The sequence below is a fragment of the Pseudomonas muyukensis genome, from assembly GCF_019139535.1.
GTDB classification, from domain to species: Bacteria; Pseudomonadota; Gammaproteobacteria; order Pseudomonadales; family Pseudomonadaceae; genus Aquipseudomonas; species Aquipseudomonas muyukensis.
Map to the genome: position 1 here is coordinate 688789 of NZ_CP077073.1, position 25230 is coordinate 714018.

21 protein-coding genes are annotated in these 25230 nt (G+C 64.5%); 11 read left to right on the forward strand and 10 right to left on the reverse strand.

The window, feature by feature from the left end:
• Positions 1-131 precede the first annotated feature (131 nt).
• The 3 genes from hcnA to hcnC are packed head-to-tail and all read left to right on the forward strand — an operon-like array spanning position 132 to position 3090.
• On the forward strand, positions 132-446 hold the full coding sequence (hcnA, locus tag KSS95_RS03225) for a cyanide-forming glycine dehydrogenase subunit HcnA (RefSeq protein ID WP_217851622.1): 315 nt from the start codon (positions 132-134) through the stop codon (positions 444-446).
• Positions 443-1837, forward strand: coding sequence for a cyanide-forming glycine dehydrogenase subunit HcnB (gene hcnB, locus KSS95_RS03230; protein WP_134689126.1), 1395 nt, complete (start codon positions 443-445; stop codon positions 1835-1837). Before hcnA ends, hcnB begins: the two co-directional genes overlap by 4 nt.
• A 2-nt stretch (positions 1838-1839) precedes the next feature.
• Positions 1840-3090, forward strand: a complete 1251-nt coding sequence (gene hcnC, locus KSS95_RS03235) for a cyanide-forming glycine dehydrogenase subunit HcnC (RefSeq protein ID WP_217851624.1) — start codon at positions 1840-1842, stop codon at positions 3088-3090.
• Positions 3091-3192: 102 nt separating this feature from the next.
• Here the strand turns inward: hcnC and lpdA are convergent, their stop codons facing one another.
• A complete protein-coding gene (gene lpdA, locus KSS95_RS03240; protein ID WP_217851626.1) occupies positions 3193-4593 on the reverse strand; it encodes a dihydrolipoyl dehydrogenase in 1401 nt (466 codons plus the stop codon).
• Between the two features lie 210 nt (positions 4594-4803).
• Between lpdA and cfaB the strand changes: the two genes are divergently transcribed.
• Positions 4804-5988, forward strand: a complete 1185-nt coding sequence (gene cfaB / locus KSS95_RS03245) for a C17 cyclopropane fatty acid synthase CfaB (RefSeq protein WP_217851628.1) — start codon at positions 4804-4806, stop codon at positions 5986-5988.
• Positions 5989-5991: 3 nt separating this feature from the next.
• On the opposite strand, the gene cls is transcribed toward cfaB, so the two are convergent.
• Positions 5992-7431 carry a cardiolipin synthase gene (gene cls / locus KSS95_RS03250; protein ID WP_217851630.1) on the reverse strand — a complete coding sequence of 480 codons (1440 nt, stop codon included), beginning with the start codon at positions 7429-7431 and terminating at the stop codon, positions 5992-5994.
• A gap of 129 nt (positions 7432-7560) precedes the next feature.
• On the opposite strand from cls, the gene KSS95_RS03255 reads away from it, so the two are divergent.
• On the forward strand, positions 7561-8088 hold the full coding sequence (locus tag KSS95_RS03255) for a DUF3617 domain-containing protein (RefSeq protein WP_217851632.1): 528 nt from the start codon (positions 7561-7563) through the stop codon (positions 8086-8088).
• Positions 8089-8093: 5 nt separating this feature from the next.
• Here KSS95_RS03255 and folE2 read toward each other — a convergent pair whose 3' ends face one another.
• Both folE2 and KSS95_RS03265 read right to left on the reverse strand, forming a co-directional pair.
• On the reverse strand, positions 8094-8990 hold the full coding sequence (gene folE2, locus KSS95_RS03260; protein WP_217851634.1) for a GTP cyclohydrolase FolE2: 897 nt from the start codon (positions 8988-8990) through the stop codon (positions 8094-8096).
• A gap of 20 nt (positions 8991-9010) precedes the next feature.
• The gene (locus KSS95_RS03265) at positions 9011-9388 is read right to left on the reverse strand and encodes a glutamine synthetase (protein WP_217851636.1); all 378 of its coding nucleotides are present in this window, start codon (positions 9386-9388) and stop codon (positions 9011-9013) included.
• A 109-nt stretch (positions 9389-9497) separates the two neighbouring features.
• Between KSS95_RS03265 and zigA the strand changes: the two genes are divergently transcribed.
• The 3 genes from zigA (at position 9498) to KSS95_RS03280 (ending at position 12362) form a co-directional block, all read left to right on the forward strand.
• The gene (gene zigA, locus KSS95_RS03270) at positions 9498-10706 is read left to right on the forward strand and encodes a zinc metallochaperone GTPase ZigA (protein WP_217851638.1); all 1209 of its coding nucleotides are present in this window, start codon (positions 9498-9500) and stop codon (positions 10704-10706) included.
• Positions 10703-11323, forward strand: coding sequence for a DUF1826 domain-containing protein (locus tag KSS95_RS03275; RefSeq protein WP_437179569.1), 621 nt, complete (start codon positions 10703-10705; stop codon positions 11321-11323). The genes zigA and KSS95_RS03275 overlap by 4 nt, the downstream gene beginning before the upstream one ends.
• 70 nt (positions 11324-11393) lie before the next feature.
• Positions 11394-12362 (forward strand): CobW family GTP-binding protein, encoded by a 969-nt coding sequence (locus tag KSS95_RS03280; RefSeq protein WP_217851639.1) that lies wholly within the window; start codon positions 11394-11396, stop codon positions 12360-12362.
• Here the strand turns inward: KSS95_RS03280 and KSS95_RS03285 are convergent, their stop codons facing one another.
• Positions 12363-12755: a DUF3301 domain-containing protein gene (locus KSS95_RS03285; protein ID WP_217851641.1), complete on the reverse strand. Its 393-nt coding sequence runs from the start codon at positions 12753-12755 to the stop codon at positions 12363-12365.
• Positions 12756-12875: 120 nt separating this feature from the next.
• On the opposite strand from KSS95_RS03285, the gene pdxY reads away from it, so the two are divergent.
• On the forward strand, positions 12876-13748 hold the full coding sequence (gene pdxY / locus KSS95_RS03290; protein ID WP_217851647.1) for a pyridoxal kinase PdxY: 873 nt from the start codon (positions 12876-12878) through the stop codon (positions 13746-13748).
• An 84-nt stretch (positions 13749-13832) separates the two neighbouring features.
• On the opposite strand, the gene KSS95_RS03295 is transcribed toward pdxY, so the two are convergent.
• On the reverse strand, positions 13833-14318 hold the full coding sequence (locus tag KSS95_RS03295) for an acyl-CoA thioesterase (RefSeq protein ID WP_023629682.1): 486 nt from the start codon (positions 14316-14318) through the stop codon (positions 13833-13835).
• Positions 14319-14804: 486 nt separating this feature from the next.
• Here KSS95_RS03295 and KSS95_RS03300 point away from each other — a divergent pair, with 486 nt between their 5' ends.
• Positions 14805-16562, forward strand: a complete 1758-nt coding sequence (locus KSS95_RS03300) for a cation:proton antiporter (protein WP_217851650.1) — start codon at positions 14805-14807, stop codon at positions 16560-16562.
• Between the two features lie 168 nt (positions 16563-16730).
• Here the strand turns inward: KSS95_RS03300 and KSS95_RS03305 are convergent, their stop codons facing one another.
• From KSS95_RS03305 to uvrD, 3 genes are all read right to left on the reverse strand, one after another.
• The gene (locus tag KSS95_RS03305) at positions 16731-17138 is read right to left on the reverse strand and encodes an SMI1/KNR4 family protein (RefSeq protein WP_217851652.1); all 408 of its coding nucleotides are present in this window, start codon (positions 17136-17138) and stop codon (positions 16731-16733) included.
• 113 nt (positions 17139-17251) lie between these two features.
• Entirely contained in the window at positions 17252-18100 is an 849-nt protein-coding gene (locus KSS95_RS03310) for a Tim44 domain-containing protein (protein WP_134689142.1), read from the reverse strand.
• Between the two features lie 313 nt (positions 18101-18413).
• Complete coding sequence (gene uvrD, locus KSS95_RS03315; protein ID WP_217851654.1) at positions 18414-20597, reverse strand: DNA helicase II; 2184 nt, start codon at positions 20595-20597, stop codon at positions 18414-18416.
• Between the two features lie 254 nt (positions 20598-20851).
• On the opposite strand from uvrD, the gene KSS95_RS03320 reads away from it, so the two are divergent.
• Complete coding sequence (locus tag KSS95_RS03320; RefSeq protein WP_225935558.1) at positions 20852-23713, forward strand: GGDEF domain-containing phosphodiesterase; 2862 nt, start codon at positions 20852-20854, stop codon at positions 23711-23713.
• Here KSS95_RS03320 and zwf read toward each other — a convergent pair.
• Positions 23710-25152, reverse strand: a complete 1443-nt coding sequence (gene zwf, locus KSS95_RS03325; protein ID WP_217851658.1) for a glucose-6-phosphate dehydrogenase — start codon at positions 25150-25152, stop codon at positions 23710-23712. The genes KSS95_RS03320 and zwf overlap by 4 nt on opposite strands.
• Positions 25153-25230: the final 78 nt, after the last annotated feature.

A 25230-nucleotide genomic window follows, 5' to 3' on the forward strand; every position in this document is an offset into this window, starting at 1 on the left:
GCGCCGTGATGTTCATCGCAAGCTCGTCGTTATAGGAAAATTCTGTACGCCGTATCCGGCATGGATCAATGTTTTCCCCCGGTGTTTGCCCTAACGTCCCCCGACCCATCAGTCATCAAGGACGACAGGAAATGCAGACGCTGCAACGAAAGCACGATATCCAGCCATTGGAAGGCGCCGAAATGACCCTTCTGGTCAATGGCTTGCCGGCGGTGGCCAGCGCCGGGGAAACCGTCCTCAGCGTGCTCAACGCGGTAGGTCTGCGCCAGGTGGCGCGCAATGATCACGGCCAGCTCAGCGGTGCCTACTGTGGCATGGGCGTCTGCCATTGCTGCCTGGTCCAGATCGATGGCCGCCCCAAGCGGCGCGCCTGCCAGACTGTAGTGCGGCCCGGCATGCGTATCGAGACCGAGGTGAACCGCGTGCAAGAGGAGGCCCATTCATGAGCCTTCGTCCAGTGATCGTCGGCGGTGGTTCGGCCGGCATGGGCGCGGCCATCGAGTTGGCCGACCATGGTGTGGACTGCCTGCTGTTCGACGAGGCTTCCCGTCCCGGTGGCGTGGTCTATCGCGGCCCGCTGCGCGCCGGTGTCGACCTGGGCTACCTCGGCCCGCGCTACACCAAGGCGCTGAATAAACTGCACGAGGATTTCGCGGCGAGTGCCGCGCATGTCGACCTGCGTTTGAACCACCGGGTGGTCGGTGGTGACGACCAGCGCCTGATGGTGCTCGACGCCGACGAGCGCCTGCACGAGATCGAATACTCGCACCTGCTGCTGGCCGCCGGTTGTCACGAACGCAACGTGCCGTTCCCCGGCTGGACCCTGCCTGGGGTGATCCTGCTCGGAGGCCTGCAGTTGCAGATCAAGAGCGGCGTGGTCAAGCCGCTGGGCAGCACCTTGATTGCCGGTACCGGGCCGCTGCTGCCGCTGGTGGCCTGCCAGCTGCACGCCGCTGGCGCCAAGGTCGCCGGGGTGTACGAAGCCTGCTCGTTCAACCGCATCGCCAAGGAAAGCCTGGCGCTGATGAACAAGCCGCAGCTGTTCCTCGATGGCCTGAGCATGCTTGCCTACATGAAGCTCAACGGCATCCCCATGCACTACGGCTGGGGCGTGGTGGGCGCCACCGGCGAGGATGAACTGCAAGAGGTCAGCGTCGCGCCCTACACCCAGGACTGGAAACCGGACATGTCCCGCGTCCAGCGCGAGCAGGTGCGTACCCTGGCGGTTGGCTATGGCTTCATCCCGCGTACCCAGCTCAGCCAGCAGCTGGGCCTGGAACATGGCTTCAGCGAAGACGGCTACCTGCGTGCCGAATGCAACGTCTGGCAGCAGAGCAGCCGGCCGAACATCCACCTGGCCGGCGACATGGCCGGGATTCGTGGGGGCGAGGCGGCGATGCTCACCGGGCGAATCGCCGCGGTGTCGATGCTCCAGCAAATGGGCAAGCTCGATGCCGAGCAGGCCATCGAATTGCGTGAGCGCTACCTGGGCAAGCTGGCGGCGATCAAGCGCTTCCGCTCCGGGGTGGAGCGCTACACCGCCCGCGGCGCCGCGCAGGTCGAGCTGCCGCAGGCCGACACGGTGATCTGCCGTTGCGAGCACGTCACCCGCGAGCAGATCGACCTGGCCCTGGAGCAGGGCGTCGAGGACATGGCCAGCCTGAAGATGCGCACCCGGGTGAGCATGGGCGACTGCCAGGGCCGCATGTGCGTCGGCTATTGCAGTGATCGCTTGCGCAGCAGCACCGGGCGCAAGGACGTGGGCTGGCTGCGTCCGCGTTTCCCGGTCGACCCGATTCCATTTTCCGCATTCGAACAACTGGGCACGGAGGCCTGAGCATGAACAAGACCTACGACATCATCATTGCCGGCGGTGGCGTGATCGGCGCGTCCTGCGCCTACCAACTGTCCAAGCGCGGCAACCTGAAGATCGCCCTGATCGACTGCAAGCGCCCAGGCAATGCCACCCGCGCCTCGGCCGGCGGGCTGTGGGCGATCGGCGAATCGGTGGGGTTGGGTTGCGGGGTGATCTTCTTTCGCATGATGTCTTCGCGCAGCAAGCGCGAGGCCAACGGCGCGGCGGTGGTGGTCGACTCGAGCACCCCGCACATCCTGCCGGAATGCTTCTTCGACTTCGCCTTGCAGTCCAACGCGATTTATCCACAGCTGCACCAGGAGCTGATCGAGCGCCATGGCATGGACTTCAAGTTCGAGCGCACCGGCCTCAAGTACATCATCCAGGACGAAGAGGACCAGCTGTACGCCGAGCATATCGTCAAGCAGATCCCGCACCTGGCCGACCAGGTGCGCTGGCTCGACCGTGATGCGCTGCGCGCATCGGAGCCGGCGGTGACCCTCAAAGCCAATGGCGCGCTGGAGTTCCTCTGCGATCACCAGGTCAGCCCGTTCCGCCTGGGCGATGCCTACATGGAGGCGGCGCGGCAGAACGGTGTCGATCTGTACCCCAACGTGAACATCACCGGCGTGCTGCATGAAGGCTCACGGATCAAGGGCGTGCGTACCGCCGAGGCCGGTGAGTTCCATTGCGGCACATTGATCAATGCCGCTGGCGCCTGGGCAGCGGAACTGAGCGAGTGGGCGACCGGGGAGAGCATTCCGGTGAAACCGGTGAAAGGCCAGATCGTGCTGACCGAGCGCCTGCCCAAGCTGCTCGATGGCTGTATCACCACCAGCGATTGCTACATGGCGCAGAAGGACAACGGCGAGATCCTGATCGGCAGTACCACCGAGGAGAAGGGCTTCGACGTCAGCAACACCTTCCCGGAGATCAATGGCCTGGTGCAGGGCGCGATCCGCTGTGTGCCGCAGCTGGCGCAGGTGAACCTGAAGCGCACCTGGGCCGGCTTGCGCCCGGGTTCGCCGGACGAGCTGCCGATCCTTGGGCCTGTGGATAATGTCGAGGGTTATTTCAACGCCTGTGGACATTTCCGTACCGGGATCCTCACCTCGGCAATTACCGGGGTGTTGCTCGATAAAGTTGTCCACAATGAGGCGTTGCCGCTGGATATCACGCCGTTCCTGGCGTCGCGCTTCCGTGAAACTGTGGATAAACAGCAAGCCCACGGCTGACAGTACCGCTAGCAAGGCCGGCGCCTACTCACCCGGTAGGCGCCAGCCTTGCTGGCGAAACAAGCACCGCGGTAGAGGGCCACCGGGGTGCGAGGCCTTGGCTCAGATCTGCATTGCCTTGCCATCCACATTCATTGCCGCCTGGCGCAAGGCCTCGGAGCGGGTCGGGTGAGGGTGGCAGGTAAGGGCAATGTCCTCGGCCGAGGCCGAGAACTCCATCGCCACGCAGAACTCGCCGATCATCTCGCTCACGCTTGGGCCGACCAGGTGCACGCCCAGCACTTCATCGGTCGTGGCATCGGCGATGACCTTGGCGAAGCCTTCGGTCTCATGGTTGATCTTGGCGCGGCTGTTGGCGGTGAAGGGGAACTTGCCGACCTTGTAGGCGCGGCCCTCGGCCTTGAGCTGCTCTTCGGTCTTGCCGACGCTGGCCAGTTCCGGGCGGGTGTAGATGACGCCCGGGATGAGGTTGTAGTTGACCTCGTGAGGCTTGCCGGCGATGCGTTCGATGCACGACACCGCTTCATCCTCGGCCTTGTGCGCCAGCATCGGGCCGGAGGTGACGTCGCCGATCACCCAGATCCCGGGCACCGTGCTGCGGTGGTGGTCGTTGGCGAGCATGCCGCGCTTGTCGGTGGCCAATCCGACGCTTTCCAGGTTCAAGCCCTGGGTGTACGGGCGGCGACCGATGGCCACCAGCACGTAGTCGGCTTGCAAGGTTTCGGCGGTGCCACCGGCGGCTGGCTCCAGGACCAGGCTGACGCCATCGGCCGAGGCCGTGGCCTGGGTCACCTTGCTGCCCAGCTTGAAGGTCATGCCTTGCTTGGCCAGGGCCTTCTGCAGGGTCTTGGCGGTTTCCTCGTCGGTGCCTGGGCAGATGCGGTCCAGGTACTCGATCACCGTTACCTCGGCGCCCAGGCGCCGCCAGACCGAACCCAGCTCCAGGCCGATCACGCCGGCACCGATCACGATCAGGTGCTTGGGCACCTGCGGCAACGACAGCGCGCCGGTGGAGTCGATGATGCGCTGGTTATCGATGGTTACCCCTGGCAGAGGCGTGGGCTCGGAGCCGGTGGCGATGACGATGTCCTTGGCCTGCAGGGTGGTTTCGCTGCCATCCTCGGCCTTGACGATGACCTTGCCGACGCCGTCCAGGCGGCCCCAGCCCTTGACCCAGTCGACCTTGTTCTTGCGCAACAGGTACTCGATGCCCTTGGTCAGGCCGGTCACGCTTTGGTCTTTCTGTTTCATCATCTGGGCCAGGTTGAGGGTCGGCTTGACCTCGATCCCCAGGTGGGCGAATTCCTCGCCGCTGGCGGCCTCATACAGCTCGGAGGCGTGCAGCAGTGCCTTGGACGGCATGCAGCCGACGTTCAGGCAGGTGCCGCCGAGGGTAGAACGCCCCTCGACGCAGGCCACGCTCAGGCCCAGCTGGCCGGCACGAATCGCCGCGTTGTAGCCGCCGGGGCCGCCGCCGATGATCACCACGTCATAGGATTTCATGGGTTTTACTCCGAGAGTGTGAGGAAGCGAAGAGGGCACAAGGTTAATCTGCGAGCGGTAGATTGTATACAATCTGTTGATTGCCCCGATCCACAGCGGCTCGACCATCGTCGTGTTTCACGGAAACTTCCTACGAATGAACTACCCTGATCCGGTGGCGTCCGACAAAAGAGGTGTGACGCCCGGTATCAACGAAAGGGAGGGTCATGAATGCTTGCGCAACTTCCACCCGCGTTGCAGAGCCTGCACTTACCTTTGCGCGTCAAGCTGTGGGACGGCAACCAGTTCGACCTGGGGCCCAGCCCGCAGGTCACCATCCTGGTCAAGGAACCCCAACTGATCGCCCAGCTCACCCACCCTAATCTGAATGAACTGGGTTCTGCCTTCGTCGAAGGCAAGCTGGAACTGGAAGGCGATATCGGCGAGGTCATCCGGGTCTGCGACGAGTTGAGCGAAGCCTTGCTCACAGATGAAGAGGAAGACTCGCCAACCCGCACCGCCCATGACAAGTCCACCGACGCCGAAGCCATTTCCTACCACTACGACCTGTCCAACGCGTTCTATCAACTGTGGCTCGATCCGGACATGGCCTATTCCTGCGCCTACTTCAAGGAGCCGGATAACACCCTGGCCCAGGCCCAGCAGGACAAGTTCGACCACCTGTGCCGCAAGCTGCGCGTGCAGGCCGGTGACTACCTGCTCGATGTCGGCTGCGGCTGGGGCGGGCTGGCGCGTTTTGCCGCCCGCGAGTACGGCGCCAAGGTGTTCGGCATCACCCTGAGCAAGGAGCAGCTCAAGCTCGGTCGCCAGCGGGTCAAGGAGGAGGGCCTGGCCGACAAGGTCGAGCTGCAGGTTCTCGACTATCGCGACCTGCCCCAGGACGGTCGCTTCGACAAGGTGGTCAGCGTCGGCATGTTCGAACATGTCGGCCACGCCAACCTCGAACTGTATTGCCAGCGGTTGTTCGGCGCGGTGCGTGAAGGGGGCCTGGTGATGAACCATGGCATCACCGCCAAGCATGTCGATGGCCGTCCGGTCGGGCGCGGCGCCGGTGACTTCATCGACCGCTATGTGTTCCCCCATGGCGAGCTGCCGCATATCTCGATGATCAGCGCGCGGATCTGCGAAGCGGGCCTGGAGGTGGTCGACGTCGAGAGCCTGCGCCTGCACTACGCCAAGACCCTCAACCACTGGAGCGAGAACCTGGAGAACCAGCTGCACCGGGCCGCCGCGCTGGTGCCGGAAAAGACCCTGCGCATCTGGCGCCTGTACCTGGCAGGTTGCGCCTACGCCTTCACCAAGGGCTGGATCAACCTGCACCAGATCCTCGCCGTGAAACCTTACGCCGACGGCCACCACGACCTGCCGTGGACCCGTGAGGACCTCTACCGCTGACCGTTACAGGATCGGTGAAATCAGCCGTGCGATGCGCATCCCCAGCTGTTGCAGGCGGTGCGTGTCGCGGCTGTCCTCCGCGGTGATCTCCCGAGCCTGCGCGAAATCCCGCTCCAGCATCTGCTCGACCTGATCGGCGAAGGCGCGGTCCACGGTCAGCAGGGTGATCTCGAAATTCAGGCGGAACGAGCGGTTGTCCAGGTTGGCGCTGCCGATGGCGCTGATTTCGTCGTCCACAAGCACCACCTTCTGGTGCAGGAAGCCTGGTTGATACCTGAACATGCGCACCCCGGCGCGGACGGCTTCGAAGGCGAACAGGCTGGAGGCGGCGTAGACGATGCGGTGGTCGGGGCGCGACGGGATCAGGATGCGCACATCCACGCCGCGCAGCACCGCCAGGCGCAGGGCGGCGAAGATCGCCTCGTCGGGGATGAAATAGGGGCTGGTGATCCATACCCGGCGGGTGGCCGAATGGATCGCTTCGAGGAAGAACAGCGCGCAGGTTTCCTGGGGGTCGGCCGGGCCGCTGGCCAGGGCCTGGCACAGCACGCCGTCCTCGGGGTAGGTGTCTGGCAGGATCAACGGTGGCAACTGGCGCGTGGCCCAGTACCAGTCCTCGGCGAACGACTCCTGCAGGCAGGCCAGCACCGGGCCACTGATTTGCACATGGGTGTCGCGCCATGGCGACAGCTTTGGATGGGCGCCGAGGTATTCGTCGCCGACATTGTGCCCACCGAGGAAACCCAGCAGGCCATCGACCACCACGATCTTGCGGTGGTTACGAAAGTTGACCTGGAAGCGGTTGAACCAGCCTCGGCGCGTGGCAAAGGCCTGGATCTGCACTGCGCCATCGCGTAGCGCCTGGCTGTAGCTGGCCGGCAGGGCATGGCTGCCGACCCGGTCATACAGCACGAACACCCGCACCCCTTCGGCTGCCTTGCGCAGCAGCAGCTGTTGCAGCTCTCGCCCCAGGGCGTCGTCGTGGATGATGAAAAACTGCACCAGCACGGTGTCGCGGGCGGCGCGGATCGCCGAGAAGATCGCCTCGAAGGTGGCCTCGCCGTCGATCAGCAGCTTCACCTCGTTGTTGGCCAGGCACGGCATGCGGCCCAGCTTGGGCATCGCGCGCAGGGCCGCGTAGCTGTCCGACTCGCGGGCGGTGAGCGCTTCCTCCACCCAGGGCCGCCAGTTCAGGTTGGCCATGGCCACGTGCATTTCCTGGTTGGCCTGGCGCCGCGCCTGGATGTAGGCATAGAAGGAACGGGCACCGAACACCAGGTAGGGGATCAGGGTGAAGTAGGGAATGAACAGCAAGGACATGGCCCAGGCGATCGCACCCTGGGCGGTGCGCACGGTGAACACCGCATGCAGCGCGGCGGCAATGCCGAGCAGGTGAATCAGGCCGAGCACGTAACCGAAGAAGTAGGGGCTGTGGTAATCCATACGCATCCTGCTTGCCGTGAGCACTGCCGCTAACAGACCACGTTCCAGGGGGCTCCTGCAACCCGCAGGCGATTTTGGCGTCTAACGGCTAGTCCGGCCGGAGCCGGTATTTTTTTGGAGCTTTGACCCATGAAGATTCGCCTGCCACTGCTTGCCCTGATGTTCGGCCTGGGCAGCCCGCTGGTTCACGCGCAGATGCTGCAACCTGGCTTGTGGGAGCTGACCACCAGCAACATGCAGGTCGATGGCAAGCCACTGCCGGACATGGCGTTCATGCTCGGGCAGTTGAAGAACCTGCCACCAGAGCAACGGGCGATGATGGAGGGCGCCTTGGCCAAGCAGGGCATCACCGTGGGCGGCAAGGGTGTGCGCTCCTGCCTGACCCCAGAGCAGGTCAAGACCGATGACATTCCATTGCAGGACCCGCAGTCGGGCTGCACGCAGAAGATCACCGAGCGCACGGGCAATGTCTGGAAGTTCCAGTTCAGTTGCCCGAAAGCCCAGGGTCAAGGCCAAGCCACTTTCCTCAGTGATCGTGAGTTCCTGACCAAGGTCAATGGCACCTTCAATGCGTCCGGTGTGCAGCAGCAGGGCAGCATGGACACCCGTGCCGTGTGGTTGGGCAATGACTGCGGGGCCGTCAAACCCCGAAGCTGAGTGGCCTACGCCGAGCCATCGAGCCAGGCATAACGACTCTCGGCCACCGCATCGTGGGCGTGCAGGCTCTCTGCATGTTCCACGCGCACGCTGAACCCCCGTACCCACTCCAGCTGGCGCAGCGCCTGGTGCAGGCGCCGCGCGGCATCCTCGCAGAACATCAGGTTCTGGCCGTTGGCCAGGGCGAAGGCTTGTTCATCGGCGCGCTTTACCGCCGTCTGCACCGCAGTACCCAGTGCCGCCTCGGCTTGGTCGATCAGCTCCGCGAGCCCGATATCGTCCCCGGCAAGTCGCACCTGCAACTTGGCCAAGCTCCGCTGGCTATGGGGCGTGGCGACAATTCCGCCACTGCTGCCGAGCCACTGGCGAACCTCGTCGCGGTTCAGCGGCTGATCGGCAAAGTCCTTGTCGAACTGTGCCTGAATCAGTTGCCTGGCCAGTGCCGCCGAGCAAGGGCAGGTCGAGGAGTAGGGGATGTGCACCGATAGTTCCACGTGGAACATTTCATTTTCCAAACGGGCATCCAGGCTCACCGGATAGCGTTTCCAGCCAGCCAGTGGGCTGACCAGCGCCGGGCGCTTGAGCAGATGATCGAAGCTCAGGCGCAGGTAGGCCCTGTGCGACAGGCCGGCATGGCTGGCCAGAAACTGCCCAAGGATGTCGTGCACGCCTCGTGCTGTCAGTGCTTGGTGTTCAAGCGCCTCCAAGGCCAGGTACAGCCGTGACATATGTATGCCCCGCGAGGCGCCATCGTCGAGGCTTACCCCGGCATCGGCGTAGGCGGTCACGTTGCGCCCATCAATCAACAGCGGCAGGGCGATGCCGCACATGCCGACCCAGTCCAGGGGCAGGGCTTGCTGGCTGCTCTGGGCGGCGACATCGGGAAGGGTAAGGCTGGTCATGGAAGCATCCTGTGGGTGGTTCAACGGCAACCGCCGATGAGGCTGCAGTGCAAATTGAAGCGTTCGCCGCTGGAGCTGGAGACCCGATTGCGCGTGGTCCAGCCGATGCGTTGGCTGTAACCGACCCAGGCTTCACCATCACTGGCCAGCCCGCTGAAGAAGGTCAGGCCGCCATAACGACTGTTGGTTTGTGTCCAGAGGCGTTTGCTCGCAGCCTCATAACCGCGCAGGTAGAAGGTGCTGCCTTCGGTGCGCACACTGTAGTAGTTGCCCCTGCTGTCCTGGCAGGCGAGCAGGGTGGCGCTGCGTGTGCACAACGCCAGGTCACTGCGAGGCATGGCAGGGAGTTGCAGGGGCAATGCGAGCAACAGCAAGGCGACGGTGCCAGGTAGTTTCATGACGCTCTCCAGTCGACCGTTCGGCAATACGGCTTGGCGAAATTGTATTGTTATAATATAACATTATGCAATGCATCGCTTCGAATGCGCCTGCCCGATGAGGTCCGTCATGCCCAACCGTCTTCCTGTCACCGTGCTGTCCGGCTTCCTTGGCGCCGGCAAGAGCACGCTGCTCAACCATGTGCTGCGCAACCGTGACGACCTGCGCGTCGCGGTAATCGTCAACGACATGAGCGAAATCAACATCGACGCCAGCGAGGTGCAGCGCAACGTCAGCCTTAACCGCGCCGAAGAGAAACTGGTGGAGATGAGCAACGGTTGCATCTGCTGCACCCTGCGTGAAGACCTGCTGGAAGAAGTGGCCCGCTTGGCCGGTGAAGGTCGCTTCGACTACCTGCTGATCGAGTCGACCGGTATCTCCGAGCCGCTGCCGGTGGCCGAAACCTTCACCTTCCGTGACGAGCAGGGCCGCAGCCTGAGCGACATGGCGCGGCTGGACACCATGGTCACGGTGGTCGATGGCCTGAATTTCCTGCGCGACTATCAGGCCGCCGACAGCCTCGCCAGCCGTGGGGAAACCTTGGGTGAGGAAGACGAACGTTCGATCAGCGACCTGTTGATCGAGCAGGTCGAGTTCGCCGATGTGCTGCTGCTGAGCAAGATCGACCTGATCAGCCAGGCCGAGCGCGAGGAGTTGATCGCCATTTTGCGCAGCCTCAATGCCCGGGCGCAGATCGTGCCGATGGTGATGGGCCAGGTGGCGTTGTCGCGGATCCTCGACACCGGGCTGTTTGACTTCGACCAGGCGGCCCAGGCCCCAGGCTGGTTGCAGGAGCTGCGCGGCGAGCATGTGCCCGAAACCGAGGAGTACGGCATTGCCGCGAGCACCTGGCAGGCACGCCGGCCGTTCCATCCGCAGCGCTTCTTCGATTTTATCCACAGGCCCTGGAGCAATGGCCGGTTGCTGCGTTCCAAGGGCTTCTTCTGGCTGGCCAGCAAGTTCCAGGAGGCCGGCAGCTGGTCCCAGGCCGGCGGCATGATGCGCCATGGCCTGGCCGGGCGGTGGTGGCGGTTCGTGCCACGCGAGCAATGGCCGCAGGATGAAGAGAATACCGCGGCGATCCTCAAGCAGTGGACGGTGGAAGCCGGCGATTGCCGCCAGGAGCTGGTATTCATTGGGCAGAACATCGATTTTGCGCAGTTATCCACAGAGCTGGAGGCTTGCCTGTTGACTGATGCAGAAATGGACCTGGGGCCGATGGGCTGGTTGCGCCTGGCTGACCCGTTCGGTGCCTGGCATGAGGAAGCGGCGGCATGAGCCCTATGCTCAACCGCCAGGTGTTCGCGGACTCGCCGCGGGTGCTGACCGAGATCCTCGCCGATGACGTCAACCTGGCGACCTGGCAGCGCCGTCTGCCGGCCCAGGTGGAGGACTTTGCCGGGCTGGTGCTGAGCCAGGGCCAGATGCTGGCCGATGAGCGGGTGGTCGAGGTGGACGAACACCAGGTCCCGGTGCTGCCAGGGCTGCTCAGGGAGGCCTCGGACCTGCATGGCTATGCGGGTTTCGTCGCCGATGTGGTGTGGCTGGTCGAGGCCTTTACCTGCTTGCTCGGGGCGCGGCGTATCGGCTTGCGTTTGCGCGTGCTGGAGGGCGCCATGTGCCCGCGTTTTCACGTGGACCATGTGCCGCTGCGGTTGTTGAGCACTTACGCCGGGGCTGGCAGCGAGTGGCTGGAGGAGGGGCGGTTGGATCGGTCACGGTTGCAGTTCGAGCCGCCGCCTGTGGATAACATTCAGCGGCTGGCAGCGGGAGAGGTGGCGCTGCTCAAAGGAGAGCGTTGGCTGGGCAATGAGGGCGGTGGGCTGATCCACCGTTCGCCACCGACGCCTGCCGGTGAGCGGCGCTTGTTGTTGAGCCTGGATTGGCTGGCGTGAGTGCCATCGTGGGACCAGCCACCTTGCCAGCAGGTTAGACTGACGCAACCCTTCTCGCCGATAGCCAATCATGCTGCGTAACATCCCCACCCATGTGATCGCCGGCCCTCTGGGTGCCGGCAAGACCAGCCTGCTCCGCCAGCTGCTCGACCAGCGCCCGGCGAACGAGCGCTGGGCCGTGCTGGTCAACGAGTTCGGCCAGATCGGCCTGGACGCCGCCTTGCTCAGTCGTGACGACGCCGGCATCGCCATTGGCGAGGTGGCCGGCGGTTGCCTGTGCTGCGTCAACGGCGCGCCATTCCAGGTAGGCCTTGCCCGCCTGCTGCGCAAGGCCCGCCCCGATCGGCTGTTGATCGAGCCGTCCGGCCTTGGCCATCCGCTGCAACTGTTGGAACAACTGCGCCAGGCGCCATGGAGCGGGGTGCTGGCGGTACAGCCGCTGTTGATGGTGCTGGATGGCGCGGCGCTGGCGCGTGGGGAGGGTTTGCCGCCTGCCCAGCAACAGGCGCTGCAGCAGGCGGGGCTGCTGGTTATCAACAAGGCGGATGCTGTGGATGAGCCGACACGCTTGTTGATAACTGCCCAGTTGCCCGAGGTGCCGGCCATCTGGAGCGCGTTTGGCGCGCTTGCCCTCGAGGCGTTGCCAGCGTCGCTGGCGCAGGCTTGCGCAGCGCCGGCGACCTTGCCTGTGGACAACGGCACGGCGTCGCTACCTGCGCTGTGGGCAGATCCTCGCCAGCCCATCCGCCAGGCCCAGCAGGGTGATGGCGGCTGGAGCAGCGGCTGGCGCTGGCACCCCAGCCAGCGCTTCGATGACGCGGCATTGGGCCGGGTCCTTGAACAATGGCCGTGGCGTCGGGCCAAGGGGGTTATCCACAGCGCGGCTGGGTGGATGTCGTTCAACGGCCTGGACAGGGGAGCGCTGGACTGGCGCCCGAGCGAATGGCGCAACGACTCGCGGATCGAGCTGATCTTCGCTCAGCCACAATCTTTGCAGGCCCTGCACGTTGCGATCGAGGCCTGCCGCCTGGACCACTGATCAGTTGCGCCAGCGGTTATGCTCCTGGCGCCATTGCTGCATCTCGATGACATTGTCGGTGCGTGGCGGGGTCTTGATCTCGAAGGGGTAGGGCGCCAGTTCGATCTGCATGGTGTGGGCACCGAACTGGGTGACGGTGCCGGGGTGGCGTTGTTCGCCGGTGACGGTGAACTCGAAGTTGTAGATGCGCGCCAGGCGCTTGCGGCCATTGGCATCACGCACCAGGCCGATGCGTTTGAGCGCCACGGCGTCGTCGAGCAGTTCCAGGTCGAGCTTGGCGCAATGCTGCTTGACCCGCGCCAGGGCCTTTTCGCGCAGCCCGTGGTTGTGCCACAGCCAGGCGCCCGCGGTCGCCACCAGCAGCAGGACGAAGAGGTTTTCCAGGGTCAGCATTTGCGTAAGCTCCAGACAGGTCGATCCAGCTTAACTGCGTCTCTGGCCTGTCGTACAGATGGCAATCAGGTTCATACTGCGGGCCGCACACTTATTCACACAGTTTCGGAATTGCCCTGCATGAAACGTACGCCGCACTTGCTCGCCATTCAGTCCCATGTGGTCTTCGGACACGCTGGCAACAGCGCTGCGGTGTTTCCCATGCAGCGGGTCGGGGTCAATGTCTGGCCGCTCAATACCGTGCAGTTCTCCAACCACACTCAGTATGGACAGTGGTCGGGTGAAGTGCTTGCCCCGGCGCAAATTCCAGCGTTGGTGGAAGGGATTTCCAATATCGGTGAGCTGGGCCACTGCGATGCGGTGTTGTCGGGCTACCTGGGCAGCGCCGAACAAGGCCGGGCGATCCTGGCCGGGGTCGAGCGGATCAAGGCGGTCAACCCCAAGGCCCTGTACCTGTGCGACCCGGTCATGGGGCATGCCGAGAAAGGCTGCATCGTGCCGGCCGAGGTCAGCGAGTTCCTGCTCGGGCAGGCGGCCGCCAAGGCCGATATCCTGTGCCCCAACCAGCTGGAACTGGACAGTTTCTGTGGCCGTCGGGCGCAGTCACTGAACGATTGCGTGGGCATGGCCCGTGGGCTGCTTGAGCTTGGACCGCAGGTGGTGCTGGTCAAGCACCTTAACTACCCAGGCCGTGCGGACGATGCCTTCGAGATGCTGCTGGTGACCCGCGATGGCAGTTGGCATCTGCGCCGGCCCTTGCTGGCGTTCCCGCGCCAGCCGGTGGGCGTGGGCGATCTGACCTCTGGCCTGTTCCTCGCCCGGGTGCTGCTGGGCGACAGCTGGGTCGCGGCCTTCGAGTTCACTGCCGCCGCAGTGCACGAGGTGCTCCTGGAAACCCAGGCCTGCGCCAGCTACGAGCTGCAACTGGTGCGGGCCCAGGATCGCATTGCCCACCCGCGGGTGCGTTTCGAGGCGCAGCGGGTTCCCGGCTGATTGACCGGCGCAGCCGGTGCCAGGCACCGCGTCGTCGGATTCGCCAGCAAGGCTGGCGTCTACGGGAAGAGCAACAACTCAGGGTCAGATCGAATCGGTCTTGAGGTTCTGGTAGCGCTGTTCCAGTTCCTGGCGAATCTGGCGGCGCTGCTGGCCCTGGAGGAAACGGCGCTTCTCTTCGCTGCTCTGCGGCTGGCGCGGCGGCACTTTCACCGGCCGGCGGTCGTCGTCCACCGCGACCATGGTGAAGAAGCAACTGTTGGAATGGCGCACCGAGCGCTCGCGAATGTTCTCGGTGACCACCTTGATGCCCACTTCCATCGAGGTGTTGCCGGTGTAGTTGACCGATGCCAGGAAGGTGACCAGTTCACCGACATGCACCGGCTCGCGGAAGATCACCTGGTCCACCGACAGGGTCACCACATAGGTGCCGGCATAGCGGCTGGCGCAGGCATAGGCGACCTCGTCGAGGTACTTGAGCAGGGTGCCGCCGTGTACGTTGCCAGAGAAGTTGGCCATGTCCGGTGTCATCAGGACGGTCATGGTCAGCTGGGCGTTTCCAGGTTCCATAGAGAGCTCACGGTGAATTTGCGCTGAATCGGGGCGGGTATCTGCAGACACTTCTGTTCCCCTCTTTGAGGTTTCCCATCCTGGTACGGGACGTCGGCTGACGCTCCATCGTCACGCTGATCTTGCCATCGGCGGTGCTAGTGTGGTGTTTCACAAATAACGACCATAATTCACGGTGCTTTTTGCGCCCATGCTGCGTTGTCGCTCCTCGCCGTAGCTGGGCTACGACTCGTCGCGACGCCTTGCTTGGGCACAAAAATCACTCGCGAATTATTGGTCGTATTTGCAAAACACCACACTAGATCTGCCGATCTGTTTCTGCATATTGCATCGGCAATTTGCGGCAAGGCGCGATGTTAACCTGACGGGGCCCACGCAATGTGGGCTTTATGCGTCTATCACAACAGTATGTGCCTGCTCCGCGCCCTGGCCCTTTCCAGGGGAGGAACGGTTCGTCCCCTGCACCCCGACAAGGAGTATCACGCCATGCATGCCATCAGCTTCATCCAGGATCTGGCGGTGATCATGCTGGTCGCCGGGGTGGTCACCATCCTCTTTCACCGGCTCAAGCAGCCGGTGGTGCTGGGCTACATCGTCGCCGGTTTCATCATCGGCCCGCATACGCCGCCATTCGGCCTGATCCACGATGAAGACACGATCAAGACCCTCGCCGAACTGGGGGTGATCTTCCTGATGTTCTGCCTGGGTCTGGAATTCAGCCTGCGCAAGTTGTTCAAGGTCGGTGCCACGGCGTTCATCGCCGCCTTCCTGGAAATCGTCCTGATGATCTGGATCGGTTTCGAGATCGGTCGCTGGTTCGGCTGGAACACCATGGACTCGCTGTTCCTCGGCGCGATCCTGGCAATCTCCTCGACCACCATCATCGTCAAGGCACTCAACGACCTGAAGATGAAGAACGAGCGCTTCGCCCAACTGATCTTCGGCGTGCTGATCGTCGAGGACATCCTCGGTATCGGCATCATCGCCCTGCTGTCGGGCATCGCGGTCAGCGGCACGGTGAGTTCCGGCGAGGTGTTCTCGACGGTGGGCAAGCTGTCGCTGTTCATGATCGTCGCGTTGGTCATCGGCATCCTGCTGGTGCCGCGGCTGCTGGCCTACGTGGCCAAGTTCGAAAGCAACGAGATGCTGCTGATCACCGTGCTGGGGCTGTGCTTCGGTTTCTGCCTGCTTGTGGTCAAGCTGGAGTACAGCATGGTGCTGGGTGCCTTCCTGATCGGCGCGATCATGGCTGAATCACGCCAGTTGCTGAAGATCGAGCGCCTGATCGAACCGGTTCGCGACCTGTTCAGCGCTATCTTCTTCGTTGCCATCGGCCTGATGATCGACCCTTCGATCCTGCTCGAATACGCCTGGCCAATCGTGGTGATTACCCTGGCGGTGGTATTGGGCAAGATGCTCTCGTGCGGCATGGGCGCGTTCATTGCCGGCAACGACGGGCGCACGTCGCTGCGGGTGGGCATGGGCCTTTCGCAGATCGGCGAGTTCTCCTTCATCATCGCCGCCTTGGGCATGACCTTGCAGGTCACCAGTGACTTCCTCTACCCGGTGGCGGTCGCGGTGTCGGCCATCACCACCTTGCTCACGCCGTACCTGATCCGCGCCGCCGACCCGCTGTCGCTGAAGCTTGGCAAGGTGGTGCCCAGTCGCCTGGCACGGGTGCTGTCGCTATATGGCGAGTGGCTGCGCAGCATTCAGCCCCAGGGCGAAGGGGCCATGCTGGCGGCGATGATCCGGCGCATTTTGCTGCAGGTGGGGGTCAACCTGGCGCTGGTCATCGCGATCTTCTTCAGCGGTGGTTACTTCGCTGGGCGGATTGGCGCCTGGCTCAGCGAGTGGGTCGCTGATGCCGGTCAGCAGAAGGCGCTGATCTGGGGCGCGGCGTTGTTGCTGTCGCTGCCGTTCCTGATTGCCGCGTATCGCAAGCTCAAGGCATTGTCGATGCTGCTGGCAGAGATGGGGGTCAAGCCGGAGATGGCCGGCCGGCACACCCAACGGGTCCGGCGGGTGATTGCCGAGGTGATTCCGCTGTTGTCGCTGCTGGTGATCTTCCTGCTGCTGTCGGCCTTGTCGGCGAGCATTCTGCCCACCAGCGAGTTGCTGCTGATCATCGTGGTGGTGGCGGCGGTGGTGGTGGCGGTGCTGTGGCGCTGGCTGATCCGCGTGCATACGCGCATGCAGGTGGCCTTGCTGGAAACGCTGGAAAACAACCGCGAGCCGCACTGAGCGGTAATCGCTTTCTGCGCGAGTTTTCACCGTCGTCCGAGGGGATGGAGCGGTAGCGATGTCGCCAGGCGCAGAAAGCCCGGCGATAGTAGGCGCTTTAATGGCTATAAGCCATTATTTTTCCTGTGTTTATTCTGTCGATGACATTCCATTACACAGGGACAGCCATCAGCTCTCCAGCCAGACATCCCGCACCCAGTGCCATACCGACTCCCAGCTTTCCTCGGTGACGATCTCTTCCTCAGCGGACCACAGCACCACGGTGCCGTCTTCCTCGACGCAGTAGTAGTCGTCGCCGTCCTGGCAGATCGGGATCAGGTCGCGCGGCACGCCAGAGTCCCAGGCATTGGCTGCTACGTCCGGCAGGTAGGTGTGGGATTGCGGATCGGTGACGGTCACCGGTTCCAGGCTGCCATACACCACGTCACTGACGGTCAGCAGGTACTCCTTGAACACGAAGGGGATGTTGATGAACAGCTGTTCCTCGATCTCCACCAGTAGATCTTCGTCCGGCAGCTCCAGCGGCACCGGCACCGGCTCGTTGGCTTCACGGAGTTGTTCGATCACTTCTTCCACGGTTCACATCCTCTGACCTTATGACAACGCTGCGCGTTATACCCTAGTAGGCCGCTCTGGCAAAAGCAAAAACCCCGGGACAGGCCCGGGGTTTTTTGTGCAACGTGCGATGGTTAACCGTTTTGACGGATACCGGCCAGCAGCCAAGGCTGGTTTTCGCCATGGGCGCGAACCATGTGCCAGCTTTCGCTGAAGGCTTCGCCCTGGTCGAAGCGCGAGGTCTTCGATACGCCACGGAAGGTCAGGGTGGCGTCGGTTTGGTCGGTGCGCTCGTCGACGCCGTCCAGTTGCACATCGAGGTCGTCGATGTAGGTGGACTGGAAGCCTTCACCCTGCTCAGCGCGCTCGCGCTTGAGGAAATCGAGCATCTGCGGGGTGACGAACTCGGCGATCTTGTCCATTTCGTTGGCGTCCCAGTGCTGCTGCAGCGACTGGAAGTGCGAACGGGCGGCGGCCAGGAAGCTGGCTTCGTTGAACCAGGCCGGGGCGTTGATCGCCGGGGCGGCGGCCGGCGCGGCGGAACCACCGAAGATCGACTGCGGGGCGGCCTGCGGCTGGGCTTCGCGCTGGTACGGGGCGTGGCCGGCGGCAGCGTGTTGCGGCTGCTGTTGGCGACGGCGCGCGGCGATGAAGCGGAACACCAGGAAGGCGATCAGGCCCATGATCAGGAAGTCGAGGATCTGCATGCCCTGGAAGCCGTCGCCCATGAACATGGAGGCCAGCAGGCCGCCTGCGGCGAGGCCGGCCAGCGGGCCCAGCCAGCGCGAAGCGCCGCTGGCGGCAGCCGGTGCGCGGCCTGGGGCGGTAGGTGCGGCAGCAGGCGTGGTTGGGGTGGCCTGGCGAGTCTGGTGGATAGGCGCGGAGCCCGAGCTCTTGCCACCACCGAAGCGCTTGGCGTTGGCGTCGAGGCTCAGCGTCAGGCCGACGCAGAGCGCCAGAGCGATGCTAAGAAAACGTTGCATAAGATGGGGGTTCCCGTTTGTGTGGATTGCACGCGCGTCATGGTGCACATGAACTGGCAGACTTAGCCAGCGACAAGATGTTTCGAGCTTTTGCCTGATTGGCCGGATCTACGCGTTCACCTGTAGGAGATCGCCCCGACCTTTGAGCTAGGGAACTGCCCCCTGTGGGAGCGGCCTTGCCGAGGCGTCGGACCGGTCGGAAAGGGGCGCGCAGCGGCCCCAGATTCCGAGCCACCATTGGAATTGCTGGGGCTGCTGCGCAGCCCTTTCGCGACGCAAGGCCGCTCCTACAGAGGCGTGTCGTTCGATTCGCTCAGATCGCTTCCAGCTTGGCGTAACCGAGCATCAGCCACTTGCTGCCTTCGGAGAAATTCACCTGCACCCGGGCCTGGGCGCCGGACCCCTCGAAGTTGAGGATCACGCCCTCGCCGAATACCGCATGCTGCACCCGTTGGCCCAGGTTGAATGCGGTCTGCGGGATGTTGGCATTGGCGAACAGGCTGCTGGCGGGTGTCTTGGCGCCGCCGAACGGACGGCTGACAGTGTTCGACAGGCGTACTTCCTGCACCAGCCCGGCCGGGATCTCGCGGACGAAACGCGACACCTTGTTGTAGGTCTCGCTGCCATACAGGCGCCGGGTCTCGGCGTAGGTCATCACCAGCTGACGCATGGCCCGGGTGATGCCGACATAGGCCAGGCGGCGCTCCTCTTCGAGGCGCCCGGGCTCTTCCAGGCTCATCTTGTGCGGGAACAGGCCTTCTTCCATGCCCACCAGGAACACGTAGGGGAACTCCAGGCCCTTGGCGCTGTGCAGGGTCATCAGCTGGATGCTGTCCTCGTGCTCGTCGGCCTGGGTGTCGCCGGCCTCCAGCGAGGCGTGGCCGAGGAAGGCCGACAGCGGCGACAGGTCGGCGTCTTCGTCGCTGGTCTCGAAGTTGCGCGCGGCGCTGACCAGTTCCTCAAGGTTTTCCACCCGGGCCTGGCCTTTCTCGCCCTTTTCTTCCTGGTGGTAGATGATCAGCCCGGATTGCTCGATGACGGTCTGGGTCATCAGGTGCAGCGGCATGTCCAAGACCTTGGCGGCGAGGTTCTCGAGCAGCTCGATGAACGCGCCCAGGGCGCTGGCGGCACGGCCCTTGAGGGCCTTGGCGGCGAGCAGCTGGCACATGGCGTCCCACATCGACAGCTGGCTGTGGCGGGCGTGCTCGCGGATCGCCTCGACGGTTTTCTCGCCGATGCCGCGTGGCGGCACGTTGATCACCCGTTCCAGCGCGGCGTCGTTGCCGCGGCCTTCGAGCAGGCGCAGGTAGGCCATGGCGTTCTTGATCTCGGCGCGCTCGAAGAAGCGCTGGCCGCCATAGATGCGGTAGGGCACGCGCTCGCGCAGCAGGGCTTCTTCCAGCACCCGCGACTGGGCGTTGGAGCGGTACAGGATGGCGATCTCGTTGCGCGCGCTGCCCTGCTTGATGATGCTTTCGATGGTCTCGACCACGTAGCGCGCTTCGTCGTGCTCGTTGTACGCGGCATACAGCGTGAGCGGCTCGCCCTCGCCCATATCGGTCCACAGCTCCTTGCCCAGGCGCCCGCTGTTGTTGGCGATCAAGGCGTTGGCGGCCTTGAGGATGCCGCCGGTGGAGCGGTAGTTCTGCTCCAGGCGGATCAGCTCGGCGTCGGGGAAGTCGGCGGTGTACTGGTGGATGTTCTCGATCTTCGCCCCGCGCCAGCCGTAGATCGACTGGTCGTCGTCGCCCACCGCCATCAGGCTGTCGCCGCCGCTAGCGAGCAGGCGCAACCAGGCGTACTGCACGGCGTTGGTGTCCTGGAACTCGTCCACCAGGATGTGCCGGAAGCGGCGCTGGTAGTGGTGCAGCAGGTCTGGCTGGTCGCGCCACAGGTCGAGGGCGCGCAGCAGCAGTTCGGAGAAATCGATGACCCCGGCGCGATCACAGGCTTGTTCGTAGGCCACATAGATGTCGCGCATGGTGGCCAGGAACAGGTCGCCGCTGGCCTGGATGTGGCGCGGGCGCAGGCCCTCGTCCTTCTGCCCGTTGATGAACCACTGGACCTGGCGCGCCGGCCACTTTTGCTCGTCCAGGCCCATCTCGCGGATTACCCGCTTGATCAGGCGCTGCTGGTCGTCGCTGTCGAGGATCTGGAAGTTCTGCGCCAGGCCTGCTTCCTGCCAGTGGGCGCGCAGCAAGCGATGCGCCAGGCCGTGGAAGGTGCCCACCCACATGCCGGCTGGGTTGATACCCAGCAGTTGCTCGATACGCTGGCGCATTTCAGCCGCGGCCTTGTTGGTGAAGGTCACCGACAGGATCGAATGGGCCGAGGCCTGTTCGACCTGGATCAGCCAGGCGATACGGTGCACCAGTACCCGGGTCTTGCCCGAGCCGGCGCCGGCCAATACCAGTTGGCGCCCCTGCGAGGCGGCTACGGCCTGGCGTTGGGCGTCGTTGAGGGAGTTCAGCAGGAGGGAGAGGTCATCATTGTGCATCCGGGCATTCTATGGCCGCGCGCAGGCAGGGGCAAACGCCGGCGGCGCAAATCGCCACGCGCGCGTCCAACCGTTCATCGGAGGCGCTGGCCAGGGCCCGTGGTTGAGCGGTCGCAGTTAGACGGACGGGACATTTTCGAAATCATGACGCAGAGCAGTTTGGTCCGGGGCGACGCTTGTGTATGCTCGCTGCACATTTGCGGTCAGCCATAACAAGAACACCACAAGAATCCAGCCATATGACCCAGGATTGCATGGCGATCGGAGCATCGCCGCAGACGACACGGAGCGTTCGCAGGCAATTCGCCACGCAGCTGTCGATCGAGCGTACCCGCCTGCTTTATCAGGGCTCCCTGCTGCCCACGCTGTTCATGCTGCTCAACGGCCTGCTGTGCGCCTGGTTGCTATGGAGCCCTGCGCGCTATCTGCTGGTGGGCGTGTGGCTGGCCTGGCTGCTGGCGCTGGTGGCGCTGCGGGTGATCCAGGTGGCGGCCTTCGAAGGTGCCACCCCGGCGCGCCAGGCCAAGCCGGCCTGGCGGCGCATGTTTTTGCTCGGTTCGGCCTTCAGTGGCCTGACCTTGGCCTGCGCGGCCATCGCCCTGGCGCCAGTGGACAATTTCGTGCAACAGGCCTGGGTGTTCGGCCTGCTTGGCGCGGCGGCGCTGTCGGCCAGCGTCGCCTACGCCGTGAGCCTGCCGGCGTTTCTCAGCTTCGCCCTGCCTTGCCTGTTGCCGCCGATCGCCTTCCTGTTCGTCTACGACGCCGGCCACTTGCGTGGCTGGGGCTGGCTTGGCTTGATCCTGCTGGCGGCGTTCGTGGTGGTGGCCTGGCAGGTCAACCGGCTGATCGAGCGCGGCCTGCTGCGGCGCTTCCAGAACCAGGCGTTGATCGAGCACCTGCAAAGCGCCCAGCGCCACGCCGAGGACCTCAACCACCAGCTCAGCGGCGAAGTGCGCCAGCGCCGCCAGGCCGAGGATGAACTGCGCCAGGCCCAGGCTGGCCTGGAGCAGCGGGTGGCCCAGCGCAGCCACGAGCTGGACCTGGCCAACCAGGCCCTGAGCAAGAGCGAGCAACGCCTGGCCCTGGCACTGCAAGCCAGTGAGCTGGGCCTGTGGGACTGGAACCTGGAGACCGACGAGGTCCACCACACCCAGTTGCACGCGCTGTTCGGCCTGGACGCCGAGCAGGTGCGCACGGTGGCCGCCGACCTCAAGCCGCGCCTGCACCCCGATGACCTGCCGCTGTTGCGCCGGACCCTGGTCGAACACCTCAAGGGCCGCACCGAGGACTACCGCGTCGAGTACCGCGTGCGCCACGCCCAGGGCCACTGGTGCTGGATCGAGGACCGCGGCCGGGCGGTGGAGAGCGACGCCGCGGGCAAGGTCCTGCGCATGCTTGGCACGCGCCGCGACATCACCGTGCAAAAAGATCAGGAAGAGCAACAACGCCTGGCCGCCACGGTGTTCGAGGCGGCCAGCGAAGGCATCGCCATCCTCGATGCCGAGTTCCAGTTGTTGGCGGTCAACCAGGCGTTCTGCGACGTCACCGGCTATGGCCGCGCCGAGCTGATCGCCCGCAACGCCCTGGAGCTGCCTTGCAGCCGCGATGCGCGGCGCCACAGCCAGGCCATCGACCAGGCGCTGGAGCAGCAGGGGCGCTGGCAGGGCGAGCTGGTCGAGGCGCGCAAGAACGGCGAGCTGTACCCGCAATGGCTGCAGCTCAACAGCGTGCGTGACGGCCGGGGCAAGATCGTCAATATCGTCGGCTTCTTCACCGACCTGTCGGTGCGCCGCGAGTCGGAAGAGCGGCTGCGCTACCTGGCGCACTACGACGAGCTCACCGGCTTGGCCAACCGCGCGCTGTTCCGCCTGCGCCTGCATGAGGCGGCGCAGCGCATCCGCCTGAACGGCCGGAGCCTGGCGCTGCTGCACGTCGACCTGGACCGCTTCAAGCTGCTCAACGAAAGCCTGGGCCACGAGCTGGCCGACCAGTTGCTGAAGAAGATGGCCCAGCGCCTGGCCAACGCGGTACCCGAGGCCGACACCGTGGCGCGACTGTCCGGCGACGAGTTCGCGGTGCTGTTCGATGGCTACACCAACCTGTCCAGCCTGGTGCGCGTCACCACCCGCTTGCTGGACAAGCTGCGCGTGCCGCAACGGGTAGGCGGTCATGAGGTGGTGATCAGCGCCTCGGTGGGTATCAGCCTGCTGTCGGACGCCAACTTCGACCTCAATGCACTGCTCAGCCAGGCCGACATGGCCAAGCAGCACGCCAAGCACCTGGGGGGCGACAGTTTCCAGTTCTACACCGAGAGCCTGCGCGCCAGCACCCTGGAGCGCTTGCAGCTGGAGAACCAGTTGCGCAAGGCGATCGACGAGGGGCAGTTGCTGGTCTACTACCAGCCCAAGCTGTGCTTGCGTACCGGCCAGCTGCATGCGGCCGAGGCGTTGGTGCGCTGGCAGCACCCGCAGTGGGGCATGGTGCCGCCCGGCGAGTTCATTGGCCTGGCCGAGGAAACCGGGCTGATCGCGCCGATGGGCGAGTTCGTCCTGCGCCAGGCCTGCTGGCAGGCTTGCGAATGGCTACGCGAGGGCATGGAGGTGCGGGTCTCGGTCAACCTGTCGGTGTACCAGCTGCGCCAGGGCAAGCTGGTCAGCCTGGTGCGCCAGGTGCTGCAGGAGTCGGGGCTGGCGCCGCATCTGCTGGAGCTGGAGCTGACCGAGAGCCAGCTGATCGATAGCGTCGAGCACATCATCGTCACCTTCGAGCAGCTGCATGCCCTGGGGGTGAAGCTGGCCATCGACGACTTCGGTACCGGGTACTCGTCGTTGAGCTACCTCAAGCGCTTCCCGGTGGACTACGTGAAGATCGACCAGGCGTTCATCCGGGGGTTGCTCGAAGGCAGCCAGGACGCGGCCATTACCCGGGCGATCATTGCCATGGCCAAGAGCCTGCAACTGAAGGTGGTGGCCGAAGGCGTGGAGACCCGTGAGCAGCTGCAGTTCCTGCGTGAGCACGGTTGTGACGAGGTACAGGGCTACCTGATCAGCCGGCCAGTGGATGCGACCGCGTTCCGCGCGCTGCTTGATCGTCCGATCCCCGACCTGCTGCGCTAGAGGTGCCAGGCCTGGCCCTGGCGCGCCAGCAGGCTGTTGGCCTGTTCCGGGCCATTGCTGCCGGCGGGGTAGGGGCGCGGCGCCTGGAAGTGCTCTGCCCAGCCCTGCAGGATCGGGTCGATCCAGGCCCAGGCCGCCTCGACTTCATCACGGCGCATGAACAAGGTCGAATCGCCCTCCAGCACATCCAGCAGCAGGCGTTCGTAGGCCTCCCAGCGGCGGGTCTGGGCGAAGGCCTGGGCCAGGTTGAGGTCCAGCTCCACCGGCGCCAGGCGCATGCCCTTGCCTGGGCTCTTGGTCATCATGCGCAGGCTGATGTGCTCGTCCGGCTGCAACTGGATCAGCAACTGGTTGACCTGCCCGCCACTGAACAGCTCGTGGGGCACGGGCTTGAACTGGATGACGATCTGCGACGAACGCCGCGCCATGCGCTTGCCGGTGCGCAGGTAGAACGGCACCCCGGCCCAGCGCCAGTTCTCGACGTGCGCCTGCACCGCGACGAAGGTCTCGGTATCGCTGTCGTTGTCCACATCCTTCTCGAAGTAGTAGGCCGGGACTTCCTGGCCGCCGATCTTGCCGGCGGCGTACTGGCCGCGCACGGTCTTGTCCTGCACGTCCTGGCCGGTAATGGGCTTGAGCGCGCGGAGGATCTTCACCTTCTCGTCACGCACCGCCTCGGCCTCGAACTGCGCCGGCGGCTCCATGGCCACCAGGCACAGCAGCTGCAGCAGGTGGTTCTGCAGCATGTCGCGGGTGGCGCCGGCGCGGTCGTAGTAGGCGCCGCGGTTCTCCACGCCGAGGGTCTCGCACACGCTGATCTGCACATGATCGACCTGGCTGTTGCGCCACACCGGCTCCAACAGGGCGTTGGCGAAGCGCAGGGCCATGAGGTTCTGCACGGTCTCCTTGCCCAGGTAGTGGTCGATGCGGAACACCTGGGACTCGTCGAATACCGCGCCGATCGCTTCGTTGATGGCGGTGGCCGATTCCAGCGAATGGCCGATGGGCTTCTCCAGCACGATGCGCGCCTCGCTGTCGGCCAGGCCGGCGATGCGCAGGTGGGTGGCGATGGGCACGAACAGCTTGGGCGCGGTGGCCAGGTAGTAGATGCGGGTCAGCCCGCCGGGCTCGCCCAGGTAGCGGGCCAGGCGACCGAAGTCGGCGCTTTGCGCGGCATCCATGGGGAAGTAGTCCAGCCGCGCCGAGAAGCGCTGCCAGACATCCTCGTCGAAATCCTGGCGGGCGATCTGCGCCCGGCAATGGCGCTCGGCGAGCTTGACGTAGTCGTTGCGCGGCAGTGGCCGCCGGGCCAGGGCGATGATCCGCACGGCATTGTGTAGACGGGCCTCGCGATACAGGTGGTAGAGCGCTGGCAGGAGCTTGTGCAGGGCCAGGTCGCCCGTACCGCCGAAAACCAGGATGTCGCAAGGAATAGTCAAACCACCACTCTCCACGTTCGTTTAGCTGGGCGGGTTGGCAAGCATGTAGTATAACTACAAGAAAGCTACATCCCGGCA

Bases quoted from the DNA above. Each gene is read 5' to 3' on its own strand.
- hcnA (WP_217851622.1), top strand. From the start codon at position 132: ATGCAGACGCTGCAACGAAAGCACGATATCCAGCCATTGGAAGGCGCC.
- hcnB (WP_134689126.1), top strand. From the start codon at position 443: ATGAGCCTTCGTCCAGTGATCGTCGGCGGTGGTTCGGCCGGCATGGGC.
- hcnC (WP_217851624.1), top strand. From the start codon at position 1,840: ATGAACAAGACCTACGACATCATCATTGCCGGCGGTGGCGTGATCGGC.
- lpdA (WP_217851626.1), bottom strand. From the start codon at position 4,593: ATGAAATCCTATGACGTGGTGATCATCGGCGGCGGCCCCGGCGGCTAC.
- cfaB (WP_217851628.1), top strand. From the start codon at position 4,804: ATGCTTGCGCAACTTCCACCCGCGTTGCAGAGCCTGCACTTACCTTTG.
- cls (WP_217851630.1), bottom strand. From the start codon at position 7,431: ATGGATTACCACAGCCCCTACTTCTTCGGTTACGTGCTCGGCCTGATT.
- KSS95_RS03255 (WP_217851632.1), top strand. From the start codon at position 7,561: ATGAAGATTCGCCTGCCACTGCTTGCCCTGATGTTCGGCCTGGGCAGC.
- folE2 (WP_217851634.1), bottom strand. From the start codon at position 8,990: ATGACCAGCCTTACCCTTCCCGATGTCGCCGCCCAGAGCAGCCAGCAA.
- KSS95_RS03265 (WP_217851636.1), bottom strand. From the start codon at position 9,388: ATGAAACTACCTGGCACCGTCGCCTTGCTGTTGCTCGCATTGCCCCTG.
- zigA (WP_217851638.1), top strand. From the start codon at position 9,498: ATGCCCAACCGTCTTCCTGTCACCGTGCTGTCCGGCTTCCTTGGCGCC.
- KSS95_RS03275 (WP_437179569.1), top strand. From the start codon at position 10,703: ATGAGCCCTATGCTCAACCGCCAGGTGTTCGCGGACTCGCCGCGGGTG.
- KSS95_RS03280 (WP_217851639.1), top strand. From the start codon at position 11,394: ATGCTGCGTAACATCCCCACCCATGTGATCGCCGGCCCTCTGGGTGCC.
- KSS95_RS03285 (WP_217851641.1), bottom strand. From the start codon at position 12,755: ATGCTGACCCTGGAAAACCTCTTCGTCCTGCTGCTGGTGGCGACCGCG.
- pdxY (WP_217851647.1), top strand. From the start codon at position 12,876: ATGAAACGTACGCCGCACTTGCTCGCCATTCAGTCCCATGTGGTCTTC.
- KSS95_RS03295 (WP_023629682.1), bottom strand. From the start codon at position 14,318: ATGGAACCTGGAAACGCCCAGCTGACCATGACCGTCCTGATGACACCG.
- KSS95_RS03300 (WP_217851650.1), top strand. From the start codon at position 14,805: ATGCATGCCATCAGCTTCATCCAGGATCTGGCGGTGATCATGCTGGTC.
- KSS95_RS03310 (WP_134689142.1), bottom strand. From the start codon at position 18,100: ATGCAACGTTTTCTTAGCATCGCTCTGGCGCTCTGCGTCGGCCTGACG.
- uvrD (WP_217851654.1), bottom strand. From the start codon at position 20,597: ATGCACAATGATGACCTCTCCCTCCTGCTGAACTCCCTCAACGACGCC.
- KSS95_RS03320 (WP_225935558.1), top strand. From the start codon at position 20,852: ATGGCGATCGGAGCATCGCCGCAGACGACACGGAGCGTTCGCAGGCAA.